15 protein-coding genes are annotated in these 17,707 nt (G+C 42.6%); 7 read left to right on the top strand and 8 right to left on the bottom strand.

From position 1 onward, the window contains the following. Positions 1-36 precede the first annotated feature (36 nt). From P150_RS0108820 to P150_RS0108790, 6 genes are all read right to left on the bottom strand, one after another. Positions 37-378: a hypothetical protein gene (locus P150_RS0108820; RefSeq protein WP_028897364.1), complete on the bottom strand. Its 342-nt coding sequence runs from the start codon at positions 376-378 to the stop codon at positions 37-39. Positions 379-665: 287 nt separating this feature from the next. Then, positions 666-809 (bottom strand): hypothetical protein, encoded by a 144-nt coding sequence (locus tag P150_RS17605; protein ID WP_155952980.1) that lies wholly within the window; start codon positions 807-809, stop codon positions 666-668. Between the two features lie 2 nt (positions 810-811). Further along, a complete protein-coding gene (locus P150_RS0108810) occupies positions 812-1,672 on the bottom strand; it encodes an OmpA family protein (RefSeq protein ID WP_028897363.1) in 861 nt (286 codons plus the stop codon). Positions 1,673-2,535: 863 nt separating this feature from the next. After that, complete coding sequence (locus P150_RS0108800; RefSeq protein ID WP_028897362.1) at positions 2,536-3,342, bottom strand: TIGR02757 family protein; 807 nt, start codon at positions 3,340-3,342, stop codon at positions 2,536-2,538. Between the two features lie 3 nt (positions 3,343-3,345). Then, positions 3,346-3,810, bottom strand: a complete 465-nt coding sequence (gene bcp / locus P150_RS0108795) for a thioredoxin-dependent thiol peroxidase (protein ID WP_028897361.1) — start codon at positions 3,808-3,810, stop codon at positions 3,346-3,348. Positions 3,811-4,059: 249 nt separating this feature from the next. Further along, positions 4,060-4,308: a hypothetical protein gene (locus P150_RS0108790; protein ID WP_028897360.1), complete on the bottom strand. Its 249-nt coding sequence runs from the start codon at positions 4,306-4,308 to the stop codon at positions 4,060-4,062. A 70-nt stretch (positions 4,309-4,378) separates the two neighbouring features. On the opposite strand from P150_RS0108790, the gene P150_RS0108785 reads away from it, so the two are divergent. The 7 genes from P150_RS0108785 to P150_RS0108750 all read left to right on the top strand — a co-directional run bounded on the left by P150_RS0108785 (position 4,379) and on the right by P150_RS0108750 (position 14,969). Beyond that, positions 4,379-5,797, top strand: a complete 1,419-nt coding sequence (locus P150_RS0108785; protein WP_036932154.1) for an aspartate ammonia-lyase — start codon at positions 4,379-4,381, stop codon at positions 5,795-5,797. Between the two features lie 524 nt (positions 5,798-6,321). Continuing rightward, the gene (locus P150_RS0108780) at positions 6,322-6,888 is read left to right on the top strand and encodes a serine acetyltransferase (protein WP_028897358.1); all 567 of its coding nucleotides are present in this window, start codon (positions 6,322-6,324) and stop codon (positions 6,886-6,888) included. 24 nt (positions 6,889-6,912) lie between these two features. Then, positions 6,913-7,734 (top strand): glycosyltransferase family 2 protein, encoded by an 822-nt coding sequence (locus P150_RS0108775; protein ID WP_028897357.1) that lies wholly within the window; start codon positions 6,913-6,915, stop codon positions 7,732-7,734. A gap of 24 nt (positions 7,735-7,758) precedes the next feature. Then, the gene (locus P150_RS0108770; protein ID WP_028897356.1) at positions 7,759-9,213 is read left to right on the top strand and encodes a lipopolysaccharide biosynthesis protein; all 1,455 of its coding nucleotides are present in this window, start codon (positions 7,759-7,761) and stop codon (positions 9,211-9,213) included. A gap of 11 nt (positions 9,214-9,224) precedes the next feature. Continuing rightward, on the top strand, positions 9,225-10,157 hold the full coding sequence (locus P150_RS0108765) for a hypothetical protein (RefSeq protein WP_028897355.1): 933 nt from the start codon (positions 9,225-9,227) through the stop codon (positions 10,155-10,157). A gap of 950 nt (positions 10,158-11,107) precedes the next feature. Beyond that, positions 11,108-13,261: a helix-turn-helix domain-containing protein gene (locus P150_RS0108755; protein WP_028897354.1), complete on the top strand. Its 2,154-nt coding sequence runs from the start codon at positions 11,108-11,110 to the stop codon at positions 13,259-13,261. A gap of 976 nt (positions 13,262-14,237) precedes the next feature. Continuing rightward, the gene (locus P150_RS0108750; RefSeq protein WP_028897353.1) at positions 14,238-14,969 is read left to right on the top strand and encodes a hypothetical protein; all 732 of its coding nucleotides are present in this window, start codon (positions 14,238-14,240) and stop codon (positions 14,967-14,969) included. A 375-nt stretch (positions 14,970-15,344) separates the two neighbouring features. Here the strand turns inward: P150_RS0108750 and P150_RS0108745 are convergent, their stop codons facing one another. Next, positions 15,345-16,352 carry a GNAT family N-acetyltransferase gene (locus tag P150_RS0108745; RefSeq protein WP_028897352.1) on the bottom strand — a complete coding sequence of 336 codons (1,008 nt, stop codon included), beginning with the start codon at positions 16,350-16,352 and terminating at the stop codon, positions 15,345-15,347. Between the two features lie 51 nt (positions 16,353-16,403). Further along, positions 16,404-17,219 carry a glycerol acyltransferase gene (locus P150_RS0108740; RefSeq protein ID WP_028897351.1) on the bottom strand — a complete coding sequence of 272 codons (816 nt, stop codon included), beginning with the start codon at positions 17,217-17,219 and terminating at the stop codon, positions 16,404-16,406. Positions 17,220-17,707: the final 488 nt, after the last annotated feature.

The following is a 17,707-nucleotide window of genomic DNA, read 5'->3' as shown; positions in this document are numbered from 1 at the left end:
CTGCAACCATTATACTTTTTTCTTTTTATCTTTGTCTTATCTGTACGTTAATATGTCAAGACTGGGCCAAAAGACTTGACCATCTATCATCGAACGGGCAATTAAATACACAAGGAAAATGGCTCCTAAGAATGATCCCAATACGGTTCTCATTCTTTTGGCTCTTAAACGTTTCTTTGCAGCTATACTTTTATAAGCATCATACAGAGCTACGGACGCCAACGAAACAAGCACCAACATCAGAATCACAAGGAACACCTGCACCACCGTCCAGTTTCTAATATACCTCGATATATCTATTCCAAGTGCTGTGAAAATATCGACAATCAGCAAAGCGTCCCAAATAGGATGCTCGTCTTCGTGAATTTGCTCATCCATAGATTATTTAATTTATACAATCCACAAATCTATAAATCGCGAAAGCAACTCCCACCATACCCATATTTAGCATAGCTATTGCCTTACACAGTTTTATTGCAGATTTTTCAGTGCCAGTTTTGTTAATTATTTTATCTATATTGTGCCACCGGCAAAGCCAATGTTGAATAGTGTAACAGGATTACACGTACTGCAACTAACTGTCTGAATGCGCTCAAATTAAAATAACCTGCACCCACTCAATTGAAACGAGCAGCGTGCAGGTCGATATTTTATGTGCTAATTAATCAATGCAGCATATACCACAAGGCTTCTCCGAAAGCCTCTCCTGCCTTGAAAATCGCAGCAGCGGAAAGAAAAACCAAGATAGACTTTGAAGTACGGGGATTATCATAAGCCCATTCGAGCAGACGATTAACCACTACTCCCATCACTACTTGGTATCCTCTGTCTCAGGTGCCTCGCCGATCAAATCCATAAACTGGTCGAGTTTAGGAGTGATGATAATCTGCGTGCGGCGGTTGCGCTGCTTTCCGAATTCCGTGTCGTTGGAAACCAATGGGTTGTATTCGCCACGACCACCGGCAGTCAAGCGTTTGGGATCAACACCGAAGCGAGTCTGGAGATACTGTGCTACCGAAGATGCACGGAGAGCAGAAAGATCCCAGTTGTTACGGATGTTCTTCATCTTTTCGCTCTGTGTGTTTACAGGCACGTTGTCCGTATTACCTTCAATCAAAACATCGTAGTCCTTGTAGTCGGTAATGATTTTTGCAATCTTGCTCAGTGTTTCCTCGGCACGGTCGTTGATTTCATACGAACCACTCTTATAGAGCATATTGTCTGCCAAAGAGATGTAGACAACACCCTTCAGCACCTGAACATCCACCTCTTTCAGCTCTTCCTTGCTGAGGCTGCGCGTCAGGTTGTTCTGCAACACCAAATTCAATGAATCGCTCTTGCTCTTCACTTCCACCAAATGACGGATGTACTGGTTGCTTTCGTTAATTTGGTCCACCAACTTGGAAATGTTGATATTGTTTGAATTGGCATTGTTCAAACTCTTATCGAGACTGCCCTGCAACGCAGCAGCACTTTCCTTAGCCTGCGCCAACTGGTCTTCGAGACTCTTGATTCGAGCGTTGTTGGCTGCAATAGTTTCCTTAGCACTCTGATATTCGCCGGACAATCTTTGATTTTCCGTCTGACAATTTTCCAAATCCTTCTTGCTTGCGCAGCCGGTAAGTACCAATGCTCCGACAACCAACGTAAAAGTTAATAGGGTCTTTTTCATATACTGTCTTTATTTGTTAATGTTTTAGAATAGTTGATGCCTGTTTTCCATACTCAGCACAACACGTGTTGCAGGGTATGCTTTTGCAAAGTTATTCTTTTGACTGTAATTTACAAGGAAAGCATAAAGCCTTTAGGTAATTTTAACCTCTTTCCTGCTCTTTTTACTTTATTTGCTTAAAAAACAAGACAATAACAGGAAGCGTGCGTCTGCACATATTCTTAAAAACGGACAAGATGCTTCGGCATTATAAATAGGCATGCATCTGATTCCGAACATCTGCCTGTTCTTTGTTGATTTGTAATAAACAATTACCAAAAAACGCACATTATTTTTCATCAATCCAGAGAAAATAAAGTCCTTCTCAATCGTTCATAAAGCGTTTTTCGGAGAATTGAAATGCAAAACTGCGAAGATTGCAATGCAATCTTACGAAGAATGGAATGCGTTTTTGCGAAGAATATAGTGCAAGATAGCGATAAGCGAAGTGCGAAATGGGACAATTTGAGACTGTTTTTGTTCTATATTCTGGTTAAAATAAAGAAGTATTTTTTCGTTTAAACCTTGCATTTTTGTAAATCCCTGAATAATAGCAGCTTGCAGCAAGGCGTATAACTCGCATATTTGCAAACAAAAAATATTTTTTTCAAAATATTGAAGTTATGAAAGCACTATTGTAAAAGATTATGACAATATTTTGCCAAGATTGGGATAGTTGCACGAGTGGACAAGAATACGAGTGGAGCAGTAGGTTTCTTCATATTCAAAATAGTTTTATTTCCTCTTTCTCCTTCTCCATCTCCCATCTTCCCTCTCCCATTTCACATTTTCCATTTCCCATCTCACGTCTCCCATTTTCCATCTCACGTCTCCCATCTCCCTTTGTTCGCCACGCCATAACCGAACAAAGCGAAATCGCCCTTCAAAGGGTCGTCAGGGAAAACTCGGAGAAGCTCGTCGGTGAGCTTTCGGGCGACAGACATAGAGGAAGTTCTGCTGTTGATGAGGTTGAGTTTTATTCCTTGATTTACCACGTGCGTATCGAGCGGAATAATCAATGACTTTTTGTCGATGAAATCGCACCAAATTCCCAAATCAACGGGCGATCCATCGCGCACCATCCATCTGAGAAACATACACACACGCTTGCAGCTCGATTTTACATTTTTAGGCACAATGCCCGATATGTTTCTTTCAGCAAAGAACGAGCAGATAGCTTCGATGGCTGTTATGGCTTCTGTTTTCTTTCCGTTTTCAGCGTCATCGGCAATTTGTGCATACGCCTTTACGTATTCTCCGATGCTGCCATACGTGAGGAGCATTTCTCTAAGAGCCATAAAGAAAACGTACATCGTATGGTTGGTGTATAGTCTGTAAAAACAAACGGAGTTATCAGGAATTTCATCGATGAAACCGCCGTTTTTAATCCAATCGTAAGGTTCTCCCTTGGAAACGTCCAAAAGGAATTGAATTTTCTTCAGGAAGACCGTGCGGGAGCCATAACTTAAACAGGAGGCGATGAAAGCCATCGTCTCCTGATTGTTCTTTCCCTTCACTTGGTGCATAAACCACGATGGATCACCGTTTAGAAAGTCTTTCCGTTCGTAGAAGCTGGCGAAGGTTATAAGGTGTTCTTTTACCGTAATGCTCAAACGTCTTTTTCTCGCCATTGCTTATTTTGCTTCTGCAAAGGCGAAAATCTGCTCTGCGTGCTCCTTTACCTTGATCTGCTTCGGTGTGAAGATTTGCTCAACAACGCCGTTTTCATCGATGATAAACGTGGTTCGGTAAGTGCCCATATAGGTGCGTCCGTACATTTTCTTTTCGCCGTAGACGCCGAATGCTTCGTTGAGTTTCTTATCAACGTCGGCAATCAGGGGGAAGGGAAGATTGTTCTTCTCGATGAATTTCTTGTGCGACTTCTCGTCCTGAACGCTTACGCCGATTACTGCAAAACCTCGTTTCGTCATCTCTTCATAGTTGTCGCGCAGGTTGCAGGCCTGTGTTGTGCAGCCCGAAGTGGAATCTTTCGGGTAAAAGTACAAGACAATCTTTTTGCCTTTATAATCACTAAGTTTGATTTCCTTACCGTCTTGGTCTGTGCCGAGAACCTCGGGTGCTTTGTCTCCTATGTTCATAATTTTAAAATGTTAGTGTTGTTTGTGCAAAGATAAGCAAAAACTTCCTCTTTTGTATACTTTACAAACTTTATAATGAAACTTTCATACTTTTGAAAGAAAGTTAATCTTTGTGGCGAATGAGCTATAAAAAACTAATTTTATCCCTAAAAGCCTTACGTTTTGCACACTTCTTTTTCGTCTCTTGAACTTATGGTTGTTTTGTTGTTTTCGATCTGGCGTTAAACAGTGTTAATCGCATCATCTTTTTTAGATTAAATAGAGTGCCGAAACATTATAATGGCTATATTTGCATATCGACAGACTGAAGTTTAATCCCTGCGTAGAAGAAAAAGCTATATCCTTATTCTTCAGCGTGAATGTCAGCCTGCCGAAAGATACATTTGCCTGCGTGGAAAGCGCGGTTTGCAGAAGCGTGCGCCAATAGGCTGAAACAGGGGAATGTGCTTTACGAAAAGAGGGGCTGAAGTCGATGAAATAGACGAAAACCTGTACCACTTTAAAGTGGGAGGAATAAGTAACTATGAAAATTTGAATTTACATTTTATAATCTTAAATTACTATCGTAATGAACAACAACGAACAGGCTTTCCGCGTTGAAAGCGACCTTTTAGGTGAACTCCAAGTGCCGGCTAATGCTTACTATGGCGTGCAGACACAGCGTGCAGTGAACAACTATCACATTTCCCGCAAGAGAATGTGCGATTATCCTGACTACGTAATCGCAATTGCTTATGTAAAGCTCGCTGCCGTTGAGACAAACCGCGCACTCGGCGAAATCAACGACGAGATTTGCGACGCTATGGCACAGGCTTGCCGCGAAATCATCGACGGCAAGATGCACGAAGACTTTGTTACAGATATGGTACAGGGTGGTGCAGGTACTTCTGTTAATATGAATGCAAACGAAGTTATTGCCAACCGTGCTTGCGAAATCCTCGGCCACAAGAAGGGCGAACACCAGTATTGCTCTCCAAACGACCACGCAAACTGCGGCCAGTCTACCAACGACGTTTACCCAACGACCATCCGTCTGACCTTGATTCGTATGAACAAGACCCTTACTGCAACGCTCGAAAAGCTGATTGCTTCTTTCCGTAAGAAGGGTGAAGAGTTCAAGGATGCCATCAAGATGGGTCGCACACAGTTGCAGGATGCAGTTCCAATGACCAGTGGTCAGGAGTTTACAGCCTATGCGAACACATTGCAGGAAGAGGTATTGAACCTCAACCGTAATGCTGCGCTTCTCCACGAAATCAATATGGGGGGTACAGCTATCGGTACAGGCTTGAATGCAGCACCGGGTTTCCCAAAGATTTGTGCTGAAAAGCTGAGCGAGTTCACAGGTATGGAGTTTGTTGCAGGCGAAGACCTCGTTGAGGCTACACCTGACACAGGTGCATACGTAAGTTACAGCAGTGCTTTGAAGCGTTTGGCTGTTAAGCTTTCTAAGATTTGTAACGACCTCCGTTTGATGGCTTCAGGTCCTCGTTGTGGTTTGAACGAAATCAATCTTCCTCCAATGGCACCGGGTTCAAGCATCATGCCGGGTAAGGTAAACCCAGTTATTCCTGAGATTACAAACCAGACTTGCTTCAAGGTGATTGGTAACGATACAACAGTAATGATTGCTGCCGAAGCAGGTCAGTTGCAGTTGAACGTTATGGAGCCAATTATCATTGAGTGCTTGATTGAAGACATCACTTGGTTGGGCAATGCTATGGATACATTGCGCGAGAAGTGTATCGATGGAATCACGGTAAATCGCGAGCACAACCTTGCTACCGTGAAGAATTCTATCGGTATCGTTACAGCCTTGAACCCATACATCGGCTACAAGAACAGCACAAAGATTGCCAAGGAAGCACTCGAAACAGGTGGTTCTGTCTACGATCTCGTTCTTGAGAAGGGTATTCTCACAAAAGAAAAGCTCGACGCTATCCTCGCTCCAGAGCACATGTTGAGCTTTGAAGAGAAAGTGAAGTAAGATTTTCTGCGTGATTCATCTTCACGTTGAAGATTGAAATATAAGCGACATTGCGCTTGCTCGTTGGGCAGCGTGGTGTCGCTTTTTTCGTTTCTGCCGTATAGTTTGCTGCTCATACACCACTCTTTTTCCACAACTTAGGGAGCAAAATGATGCAATGTGAAAAATCTTGTATTGTATTTTGTAAGTGTTTGAAAATCAATATTTTAATAATCAGTTTGCAAACGTGCGAAAAACGCATTCCATTCTTCGCAAAAACGCATTGCAATCTTGCGAAGAATGGAGTGCGTTCTTCGGTTAATTGCAAATCATATCTTTATCATTGCCGAAACGAGAGAAGTTTTACTGGTTCGCCAACAGCTCTTGAACCATTGCAGAAAGGCACAGAAAAGTGAAACGCATAGGCAAAATTAATCCAATCAACGAGGTATAATAGCGATTAAATGATAGGAAAGGAAAAAGATATGATGCAAAAGATGGGGAAACTGACAAAATAATATTACTTTTGCAAGAAAATAAAAGCAATGAATCAACTCACGCAACACATCTTGCTCACAATGTCGTCGATTCGTCTTATACCACATATTATATTGTATAAGACGAAGCATCGTGATGTGAACGAGGATTTGTTGCAAGTTCAGGACAGGAAAGCTACGGTGGGAAACTTCATCAAGGCAATGACAAGGGAACGCACTTTCCGCAACCTGTTTTATTATCGGATGGGAGAGTATCGCTCGGTTTTCGTGAAATGGCTGTGCCCACCCGAACGGACGTTGAATATATGGTGTTCGAGAATAGGTGGAGGGGCTCATTTTGAACATAACTATGCCACCTACCTGAATGCCGAAAGCATCGGGAAGAACTTCTATTGCCTGCAACTCGTTACTTTAGGAACAGGCCATCATCAAGGACGCGACGGGCGACCGACCATCGGCGACAACGTGAAGATAATGACTGGCGCAACGATCTTCGGACCGATAAGGATTGGAAACAACGTAACCATCGGTGCGGGAGCTGTGGTCTTCCGTGATGTGCCCGATGGTGCGACGGTGGTTGGCAATCCGGCACACATCATCCGTCAGGAGAATTAAAGACTTTATCAAAAGCATCAAGCAATGAAATACCCTAAAATATCCGTTATTACACCTTCCTATAATCAGGGAGAGTTCATAGAAGCAACGATTCTTTCGGTGCTGAACCAGCAATATCCCAATTTGGAGTACATCGTTTGCGATGGTGAATCTACCGATGAAACCGTGGATATTCTGAAAAAATACGATGCTTCCATCACGTGGTGGTGCAGCGAGAAGGACAAGGGACAGAGCGATGCCATCAATAAAGGTATGCACAGAGCTACGGGCGACATAGTTTGCTGGATAAACAGCGACGATGTGCTCTTGCCGGGAACGCTGAAAACCGTTGCGGCATTTTATGAAAAGTATCCCGATACCGACTTTGCCAATGGCTATACCGTCGAAATTGACAGGGAGGGGAAGATAATAAACTTCACGCACATCGTGATGAATCATTTCTTCTTCAGGCACGGATGCTACAATATTTCGCAGCCGGGAATGTTCTGGAAGCGCAAAATATTCGATGAAATCGGATATATCAATCCAGATTTTCACGCAAAAATGGATGTGGAATGGCTGATTCGGGTTTACGAGGGAGGCTTGAAAGTGCGCCGAATCAACCGCAATCTATCGGCAATCCGTATCTATGGCGAAACGAAGACGGCGATGGGAGGCAACATCTGGAGCAGAGATACGGCGGCGATAGCGAAGAGATACAACGGACAATACACCCCTGCGAATCGTGGAATGTATTATCCTTTGTTCAGACTGTATAAATTCATCGACGGATGCAACTTCCGTAACGCCATAAGAAAATGGCAATACGTGGGAAAACCTGCCGAAGCGTACAAAGAAAATTTGTAGAAAAGACCGATTTCATCGCATAATATTATGGATTCATTGAAAGATAAAACTGTTAAGGGCTTATTCTGGGGAGCTGTCAATAGCGGCAGTATGCAGCTATTGAACATCATTATCGGAATATGTCTCGGACGACTTTTGATGCCGGAAGACTATGCTTTGATTGGAATGATTACCATTTTCACGGCAATAGCAGGCAACTTGCAGGATTGCGGTTTCTCTACTGCGCTCATTAACCTGAAAGACATCAAGCCCAACGACTATAATTCGGTCTTCTGGTTCAATGTTTTGATGGGCGCGGGACTGTATATTATTCTGTTTTTCTCGGCTCCGCTCATCGCAGCCTACTTCCATCAGCCGGCTCTTGTTCCGCTTTCGCGGTTCGTTTTCCTCAGTTTCGTCATTGCTTCCCTCGGTATTGCCCACGGAGCCTATATGGTTCGCAATCTGATGAACAAGGAAAAAGCCATCATCAGCTTTGTATCGCTCGTCTGTTCGGGCAGCACCGGCGTTGCGTTGGCATTTCTCGGATATGGCTACTGGAGCTTTGCGTGGCAGCAGATAACGTATATTTTCGTGCTCAATATCGGACGTTTCTATTACGTTGAATGGCGGCCTAACCTCCGAATAGACTTCAAACCCGTGAGGCAGATGTTCGGTTTCAGCAATAAAATCCTCATTACGGCCATCGTGAGCACGGTAAGCCAGAACATTCTTACGTTTATTTTCGGTAGAGTGTTCCCTATCAAGGCTGTGGGCAACTTTACACAAGCCTTCAAATGGAACACGATGGCGCATTCATTTGTATCGAACACAGTAATACAGGTGGCTCAATCGGTTTTTGCCCAACTGAACGAGGAAAGCGAACGGCAGTTGCGTGCATTCAGAAAGATGCTCCGTTTCACGTCGTTCATCGTTTTCCCGGCAATGTTCGGCTTTGCTTTCGTGGCTCCGGAATTTATCGTTATCACGATTTCCTCCAAATGGATAGAAAGCGTTCCGCTGTTGCAGATGCTCTGTTTGGGCGGTGCTTTCATACCGTTGCACATCCTTTATCAGAATCTGGTCATCAGCAAGGGCGAATCCGGCACCTATATGTGGTGCAATATAGCGCAGATTCTGGTTCAGATTGTACTGATTCTTACGGTTTATCGTTTTGGAATAGAAGTGATGGTGTTGGCATACAGCCTTTTAAATATTGTATGGTTCTTCGTTTGGCAATACTTTGCACATAGGCTTATCGGTATCACGTTCTTCGATGCCGTGAAGGATGTATTTCCGTTTGCCGTCATTACTTTCCTTACAATGTTTGTTTCCTATTGGATAGTAAAGCCGATAGAGCATATTGTATTGCTGCTTGGTGCAAAAATACTCTTGGCCGGAGTGATTTATTTTGCAGCAATGAAACTGAGCCACGCCAGAATTATGGAGGAATGTCTGCAATATCTGCTCAAGAAAAAACAAAAGTCAAACCATAAATAATATAGAAACTTATGAAAACAATTCTTTTTTCACTACTAATGCTCGGTGCATCGACGATAGCTGATGCGCAGACCGTAAAGGCAGAATTTAACAAAGGCGACACAACCGTTTATCAGACAGTTGCCAAAGGCACGATGGATATGCCGATGGGGGCAGGCAGAGAGCAGTTGAGTACCACGGTAGATACCCGTTATGTGGTGTTGGACAAGAGCAAGAACGGCTACCGTTTGGAAACCACCATTACAAGTCTGAAGTATGACGGCAAGGAAGAGGTGGTCAGTCAGATGGTAAGTCCGGAGGAAAAATACCTTGAAGGCGTGAAAATGGTCTTTCTGACAGATGCCAACGGCAAGATCACGAAGATTGAAAACTACGAGGAGGTGGTGGCAAAAGCCAGCGAAAATGCACTTGCCGAGATAGAAAAACTGTATAAGGAAAATCCGGCAGTAGAGCAAATTATGCCGAAAGGAAACGTGATTATGGCTATCAGCAAGCAACTGGAAGAGCCAAATATCATCGATTTCATCGAGTATTCCACCTTTATGGGGCTGTATGGCAAGAAGCTCAGCAATGGTTTCAAGGAGAATCTGAAAGTAGTGCAGGACGTGAAAACGACCGCTACCTATGAAACATCTGAATCTCAGGGCGCATTGAATGTGAAGAGAACCCAGAAGAGCAATATGACCGACGAGGATGTAAAAGCAATGATAATTTCAAATATGAAGAAGATGGGGCTTGGCGAAGAAGTTACGTCGCAGATAGAGAACAACTGGGGACAGATGAAGGCGATGGGAATGACCAATCTCACTTACGATTCCACCGAAACCTTCAATTTCTCACCAAAAGGTTGGGTTACAACCGCAACGCTGAATCGCAAAGTGGAAGTGATGGGAATGAGTATGAAACTCGACCAAAACACCACCATTACAAAGAAGAACTGGTAAGAGCGACTACGCTTATCTATATAACAATCTGCATCGGCTATGCCCCGATGCAGATTGTTTGTTTCCCTGCATTCAGAGAATGGTTCGGAACATAGAAAAACAGGGCAACAAGTGGCTCGGTTTGCAGATAAATGCTGTGATTCCGTGAAGTTTATGAGAAGCACTATTGTGAATAATATTGACAAAAGGGGCTTTATAATTCGTTTATTTTCGGCAAAGTTATTTTAAATTTTCAAATACGCGAATTATGAGCGTGCAATCATAAATGATTTACTGACAGAGATTTATATTCATCATTCGTGTTTTGTGCACAAAACAGAATATAAAAAGTTCCTGAATAGGACAGTAAATCGGAATAAATAACCTGATTTTATGCTTTGTTTTTCGTACTTTCGCCTTGCAATTTACCGAAGAACGGCGTGTATTCTTGCGAAGAATGCAATTCATTTGTCGATAGATTGAAAAATTATCTTCGCTTTTTCAACTTTCAACGTTCCCAATAACGCATTTTAATTTCTGTATTGAATTTTTTCAGAGTACGTTTTTTGGTAATAAAAACAAACAAAAAGTCTCGATTTCATTGCTGAAACCGAGACCTCACAATCTCTCAAATTCTACTTTATTCTTGTCAAATCAAGCTCCGAGCCTTTTATTCACATTAAACGCTTGGGCTACTGATGCAACTACTACTGCTACTACTAATAATACTGTTACCATAATCAATCTTTCTTTAGCAGGACCCTTTGTCCTGAATTATTTGTTATCCTTAATCTTTTTACGCTTGCAAAGTTAGTGGCTTTTGGCGAACTGGGGAATCAAATATGCCCAAAGACACAAAAAATCCTCGTTTTATTGCTATGTGTCAAGCCAATTGATATTTATCAACGGATGGTTTGGAGGTGTCTTTTTTTTTGCGTAATTTTGCTATCCGCTAAGAGAATACAAAGCAAATGGAGAAGAACAATGAACTGCGCAATGCGTGGGATTTCGTAGAGCATACGGGCATCAGCATCTTCCTGACCGGTAAGGCGGGCACGGGAAAGACAACGTTTCTGCGTGCCATCAGGGAAAACAGCAGCAAGAGGTCGATAGTTGTGGCACCGACAGGCGTTGCAGCCATCAATGCCGGCGGCGTCACGATTCATTCTTTCTTCCAACTGCCGCTCTCGCCCTTTGTTCCGGAAGCACAGATTCAGACACGCTTTTCATACAGCAAGGAGAAACGCAAGATTATGCGCACGCTCGACCTCCTTATCATCGATGAAATCAGTATGGTCCGCGTGGATGTGCTCGATGCTATCGACTCCGTGCTGCGCCGTTTCCGCGAACACGACAAGCCATTCGGAGGGGTTCAGTTGCTGATGATTGGCGATTTGCAGCAGCTTACGCCGGTGGTCCGTCCCGACGAGGAGGCACTCTTGCAGAAGTATTACGATACGCCCTATTTCTTCGGTTCGCACGCATTGAAGAGCATCAACTACGTAACGATAGAACTGTCGAAGGTTTATCGGCAGCAAGACCTCACTTTCATCAACATTCTGAACCATATCCGCGATGGAAAGGCAACAAATGAGGATTTGCAGACGCTGAACAAACGTTACAATCCGACGTTTCAGCCCGAGACAAACAGCAATTTCATCAGACTGACAACCCACAACCGTATGGCAGACAGCTTCAACAGTCAGCAGTTGAACAACATTCGGTCTGAAGTCTACACTTTTACAGCCAAAATAGAAGGTCAGTTTCAAGACTTCAACTATCCCGCCGACTACCAGTTGAGCCTGAAAAAGGGTGCACAAGTGATGTTTATCTGCAACGACAATGGCGGAAAGTATTACAACGGCAAGATAGGGCACATTACTTATATAGACGACCAGAAGATACAGGTGCTTTGTCCGGGCGAAAAAGAGGCGATAGACGTGGAGCCGCACAGTTGGGAAAATACCAAATACACGCTGAACGAGACGACAAAGCAGATTGAAGCCGAAGTTCAGGGCACTTTCGAGCAATATCCCCTTCGGTTGGCGTGGGCGATAACCATACACAAAAGTCAGGGATTAACCTTCGATCACGCTATCATTGATGCACAACAGGCATTCGCTTCCGGGCAGGTCTATGTGGCATTAAGCCGATGCCGAACATTGGAAGGTCTGGTTTTGGCATCGCCGGTCGGCGAAAATGCCATCATCAGCGACGAGAGAGTGAGCCAATACATCAATCAGCAATCTGAAATTGCCGAGAAGAGCGTAGCCTCGCTCCCACTTCTGAAAGAAACCTATTATCGTTATCTATTGACAGAAATGTTCGATTTCAACGAGATTTTCCGTTTTGAGAATGCCATGCTTCGTGTATTGTCGGAATATTATTACAAGTATTCCAAGCTGACGGCACTCCACAAGATGACTATTGAAGACTACGACAAGCGGATATTGTCGGTTGCCGAAAAGTGGATTTCGGTAATGAAAGGGCTTAAAGATGAAGAACTGCACGAGGAAGCATTCCTTGACCGCGTGAAAAAGAGTGCCCTCTACTTCCACAGTCAGCTGACGGAACTTTTCGTTCATCTGCTCGAAATGACCAAAGGCTTGGAAAGCAACAACAAGGCTGCCGTGAAAAGGTATCAGAATACATATACAGATTTGGAACAGACGGTGGGTGCAAAAAGGGCATTATTAGCCGAAATGATGAAAGAAGGCTTTACCACCAACGGATATCTTGCTGCCAAACAGGAGGCTATTCTCGAAGCAATGGGAGAAGATACGGCAACTGCATCGAGAAAAAGGAAAAAGAAAACGCAGGAGGCGAAAGTGCCAAAGGAAAAGACAAGTGTCGTTACTTACAGACTTTTCAAGGAAGGCAAGAACGTGGAAGAGATTGCCAAGGAAAGAGGATTGGTCGTCTCTACCATTCAAGGGCATCTTGAAAGCTACGTTTCCGCTGGGGAAATCAAGGCTGAGGAAATTGTAAACAAAGAAAAAGTAAACCGAATCAGAAGGATTATAAAGGCCGTAGGAACACAGGACGGTATTATGCCTATCAAGAATCTATGTGGCAATGATATTTCGTACAGCGATATCAAACTTGTACTTGCCGAAAAACAATGATACAGGTTTCAAATAGTCAGTAAATATTATTTACACACAGAGAATTATGTATCGTTTCACTCCGTGCCGAACACCGATTTCAAATCACAGCATAGCGTGCGAAAATACTGTAAATAATACAAAATATGGACGCACAGAACATAAAAAACATCTGTTTCGCAGCGTGAATAATTGTAAAAAGAACCATTATTTATCATTAATTTGAAAAATAAATGGGAAATACTTTGGTATACAACAGAAAAATTATACCTTTGTAAAATCAATTCAAGCTATTTGATTAAAAACAGACAAAATAGTTATTAGTAAGTTAATAGTCAAACAAATGTAGGTTGGAGAGTTCTCGTGAGAAAATAAACCAATCAGAATTGAGTCAAGTAATTTTTTGAGTTATTTAGTTAAGTGGCAAAGTGTATTCTTGCGTGATGCAAGAATACACTCTTTTTTATGCCTTATCCTGAATTATTTTCGCCTCACATTTTTCCAATCAAACCCATTCCACAAGTTCAGAAGAAGTCTAAATGCAGAAATGCAAGCCAATAACTGAAGACGTCTACAAATCTATCATTTCCATAATCTCTAATTACAACAGAACAAACAATGCTGTAATAAGAGGATGATTAACAAATCCTCCTCTCAATTTATCCAAGCGTCGATTGGTTTCTTTGTAAATCAGTTTTCTTGCTTTCTTATTAACTTATCTCTATCTAAGTATTATTTAATAATGTGGTAGCCTTATTCAAACCTACATTATGTAGCATTAATTCGGAAATTTGCATTAAAATAAATATTTTTAGGTTAAAAGTTTGACACATCGAAATTAATTTCTATCTTTGCAATAGAAAGAATTGAGAGACTTATTTCCAAGAATAAGCTTTTTAAAATAGCTTTTTGAGCATTAAGATTTATCTTATAAGCTCTTCGACCGAAGTAAAGACGGGAGAAAATCCTATTAATGTATAATTTAAAAACATTGATTATGAAAAAACATTTACTTTTAGTTTTAATGGCATTCTTCTCTGTAAGCACATTTGCTCAGACAGTTATTTATGATGATCCGGCAGGCGAACAGAAAGTTTACAAGCGCACTGGTATAGGTGCTGACGTAGTTCCAAACGGCAAGGGAGGCTATAAAGTAGCCATTGTTCAATTAGATACGCTCACTACAGAGTCTGCAAACCTGCAGGTAGTGTATGCAGCAGATGGAAAGACTGTGTACCTAAAGAATCCTATTGCTACCGCAAATCTCGGTTCTTGGGTAAGAGGTTCTATTTCTGGCAACACTATCACCGTTCCTGTTGATCAATATATTTATATGAGTGATAAAGGTTGGGGTATGCAGGTAGCTATGGCAAAGGAAAAAGCTACTGGCGGCTACGAAAAGAACACAGCGGTAACCAATATCACATACACCGTATCGAACAATACGATTACCCTGAATGGTACAGATAATAAAAACTTCCTGAGTACCTTCTATTCAGACGACAATTCTTGGGCAGGTTACAGTGAAATGCTTGCTGTTTACACCTTCGATCAGGATGCAACAAACGGCATTGAAACCGTAGAAGGCGAGAACGCAGGCAGCGTAGTTGCTGAAAAGTACTTCGATCTCTCCGGAAAGCAGCTTTCAGAACCGGCTAAGGGTGTTACCATCAAGCAGGTTAAATACAGCGACGGCACACAGAAAGCAATAAAGTTCATCGCTAAGTAATTATCAGACAAACTTTTCAAACAGATATGGGGATGCGTTTTACCGACGCATCCCCATTTTTTATTTCTATCCAATCCCGAAACAAGTGGACAAGACGGCAAGCGAACAAGCTGACAAGGAGACTTCTTTATCGACAAACAATTCCTGATTAAACCTCCCGACATTTCTCTCTACGCACAGAGGAAGTTCAGTTGTCCTATTTTGGCTTCTCAACTTGTTTCCTTTACTTTTTCCTTTACCTATCAAGCATTTTATTTCTTGCAGCCTGAACAACCAAAGAAGAGACCGTACCGAAGCCCTTGGGCTTTGATACGGTCTCTGTATATACTGAACTATTAAGATTCCCTCCGTATATCGCAGGCCTTTGCTGGCTGATTATTGCCGATTTGCTGCTTCAGCGTCAGGATAAATCAGCTTATTGGCACCACTTGTAAGGTTCAACGCCTCTGGATTCTCCTTTACATAGCTCTCGATATGGCGAATCCTTTTCTCCTCAAAGATTTCATCCACGGCTATCAGGATGCCCGTTTCCTCTACATCGCCGAATCCATAATTAATGGCTGTGCCGAAAAGCTTCATCGTTGGAGACAGATTCATATAGGCATTTACCAACGGCGGGATATTGAAACCCAAATCCCTGATGTGCTTATTGAGAATCTTGTAGTCTTCCTTGAACCCATTACCATTGAAGAGTTGTTCCAATTCAGACAGAGGAGTGTCAATTTTCAATGGTTTTATCGGGATAATCAGGTTGTCCTTGTCGCCGAAATACATCTTCAGGAAGTGGAGAATCATATCCCTTCCACGACGGATATACGACGGATACATCGTAACCTTTCCAAAGAAATACTTGCATTCGGGATTGATAACCGTCAAAGCACCCAAGCCGTCCCAAAGATTATCGAGTGCAAAGATGCTCTTTGAGCTCTTCCGGACGTTCTGATATTCCAAAGACACGAAAGAACGCCCCAACTCAACGGTGTAGGGAGCATACTCTTTCATAAATTTGTCGGAGAAATGGAACATGTGGCTGGTGGCAAGCATAGGTTGTCCGTTTTCATCGAGTTTCCAATCAGAACCGAATATATACCTGTATCCCCCGATAATCTCGTGTGCTTCGGGATTCCAAACGATGAGCTGCTTGCAACAGCCGGGCATCAAATCAAACTCATCAATATCTTTTGCCTTGCCCGTTCCTCCACCTGCATTCCTGAATGCTATCTCACGGAGACGCCCGATTTCATCCATTACGTTTGGTGCTTCATCAGCAGACACAACGTAAATCTCGTTGTGGCTCTTGTTCGTTACACGCAGAAGCCTTTCCGGTGTAAGTTCGCTTTTCAGAAGTTCCTTACTGACAGGTTGGATTATTTCTTCTTCCATATAAAGTATATGAGTAATATTGCTTATTCTTGTCCTATAATCATCCGAAGTCTAAAGTTCATAGACTTTCTCTTCCACGAATTTCGCCCATTCCATCGGCGTTTTACTCTTGTCGAAAGTCTGCCAAGGTATAGGTTTTCCGAATGCCACACGGAAGGTTTTCCCCACGTTTCTGTACATTTCATCGACAAGAAAGAGCATCGCAATGTTTATTTTCTTCACGTATTTATCGCTGAAATGTGCAATCTTATAGAAGCGTTCGGAGTTCTGCCCACTGAAAAAGATTGGCACCACATCGCGTTTGTACTCCACGCTCTTTGTGATGAAAGTCTTTGTCCAAGGCAAATCGTGAATCTTGCCGTCAATCTTTCTGCTGTTCAACCCGGCAGGGAACATCAGCATGTGATTGTCGCTGCTGAATCCGGCCTCGACCATTCTGGGGAAATCACGACTCTGTTTTCCTGTTTTATTAATCCCGATACTTACCGGTTTCAATCCGGGCAGATTCAAGAGAAGGTCGTTCACGAGATAACGGAACTTTCCGTCGTAATGCTGACCGATGATTGAGCCAAGGGCTACACCATCCTGTCCACCAAGTGGATGATTGGAAACGAAAGTATAAAGTTTTCCGTCGTTCTTATCGGGCAGATTTTCCAAACCGTCAATCTGCAAAGTCATATCAAGATACTTCACGCATTCGGTAAGCCACTCTGTTCCAGACAAAGCCCGGCTTTCCCAAAGAAACTTGTTCACCTCGTCTTCGTGTACAATCTTCTTGAGCCAATTAACTGCAAACCCCGGTACGAGTTTGGCTTTCGCACCCATCTTATTCGCAAGAATCTTGTCGATGTCAATGGTTTTCTCCATTACAATCTATGCTTTCTTCTCTATTACTGAATGCAAAAATAACGAATCCTTTTGAGAAAACTTTGATTTTAAGCAGAAAATATAAAAAAATTCATAAATTTGACACAAGAATGAACAAACAGACCGAACTCTTGGAATGATTTTAATTTATAAAATGCTGACAACGGAAAACGGCAAACACCCTCATCTGTCGGCAAACGACAGTGACACTATCCACCAATCAACATCCTATTCGTAAGTATTTGAAAATCAGAATACAAAAACTCTGTTTCCAAACGTGCGAAGAATGCGTTCCAATCTTCGCACGTTTGCAGTGCATTTTTGCGAAGATTGCTCTCCATTCTTCGGTCAGTTGCAAACGGACAAAAACAGAAGGGAAAAAGAGCATAGGAAAACAAGGGAACGAACGAGCAAGAAAAAGCCGGAAACGGACTGACAGATCCAACTCAACCAACGGACAGGCAGATAATAAAAACAGCTTTATCGCA

The organism is Prevotella sp. HUN102 (assembly GCF_000688375.1).
GTDB lineage: Bacteria > Bacteroidota > Bacteroidia > Bacteroidales > Bacteroidaceae > Prevotella.
This window is presented reverse-complemented; position numbering and strand designations above follow the sequence as displayed.

Excerpts from the sequence above, each read along its gene's own strand:
- P150_RS0108820 (WP_028897364.1), bottom strand. The coding sequence starts at position 378 with ATGGATGAGCAAATTCACGAAGACGAGCATCCTATTTGGGACGCTTTG.
- P150_RS17605 (WP_155952980.1), bottom strand. The coding sequence starts at position 809 with ATGGGAGTAGTGGTTAATCGTCTGCTCGAATGGGCTTATGATAATCCC.
- P150_RS0108810 (WP_028897363.1), bottom strand. The coding sequence starts at position 1,672 with ATGAAAAAGACCCTATTAACTTTTACGTTGGTTGTCGGAGCATTGGTA.
- P150_RS0108800 (WP_028897362.1), bottom strand. The coding sequence starts at position 3,342 with ATGGCGAGAAAAAGACGTTTGAGCATTACGGTAAAAGAACACCTTATA.
- bcp (WP_028897361.1), bottom strand. The coding sequence starts at position 3,810 with ATGAACATAGGAGACAAAGCACCCGAGGTTCTCGGCACAGACCAAGAC.
- P150_RS0108785 (WP_036932154.1), top strand. The coding sequence starts at position 4,379 with ATGAACAACAACGAACAGGCTTTCCGCGTTGAAAGCGACCTTTTAGGT.
- P150_RS0108780 (WP_028897358.1), top strand. The coding sequence starts at position 6,322 with ATGAATCAACTCACGCAACACATCTTGCTCACAATGTCGTCGATTCGT.
- P150_RS0108775 (WP_028897357.1), top strand. The coding sequence starts at position 6,913 with ATGAAATACCCTAAAATATCCGTTATTACACCTTCCTATAATCAGGGA.
- P150_RS0108765 (WP_028897355.1), top strand. The coding sequence starts at position 9,225 with ATGAAAACAATTCTTTTTTCACTACTAATGCTCGGTGCATCGACGATA.
- P150_RS0108755 (WP_028897354.1), top strand. The coding sequence starts at position 11,108 with ATGGAGAAGAACAATGAACTGCGCAATGCGTGGGATTTCGTAGAGCAT.
- P150_RS0108750 (WP_028897353.1), top strand. The coding sequence starts at position 14,238 with ATGAAAAAACATTTACTTTTAGTTTTAATGGCATTCTTCTCTGTAAGC.
- P150_RS0108745 (WP_028897352.1), bottom strand. The coding sequence starts at position 16,352 with ATGGAAGAAGAAATAATCCAACCTGTCAGTAAGGAACTTCTGAAAAGC.
- P150_RS0108740 (WP_028897351.1), bottom strand. The coding sequence starts at position 17,219 with ATGGAGAAAACCATTGACATCGACAAGATTCTTGCGAATAAGATGGGT.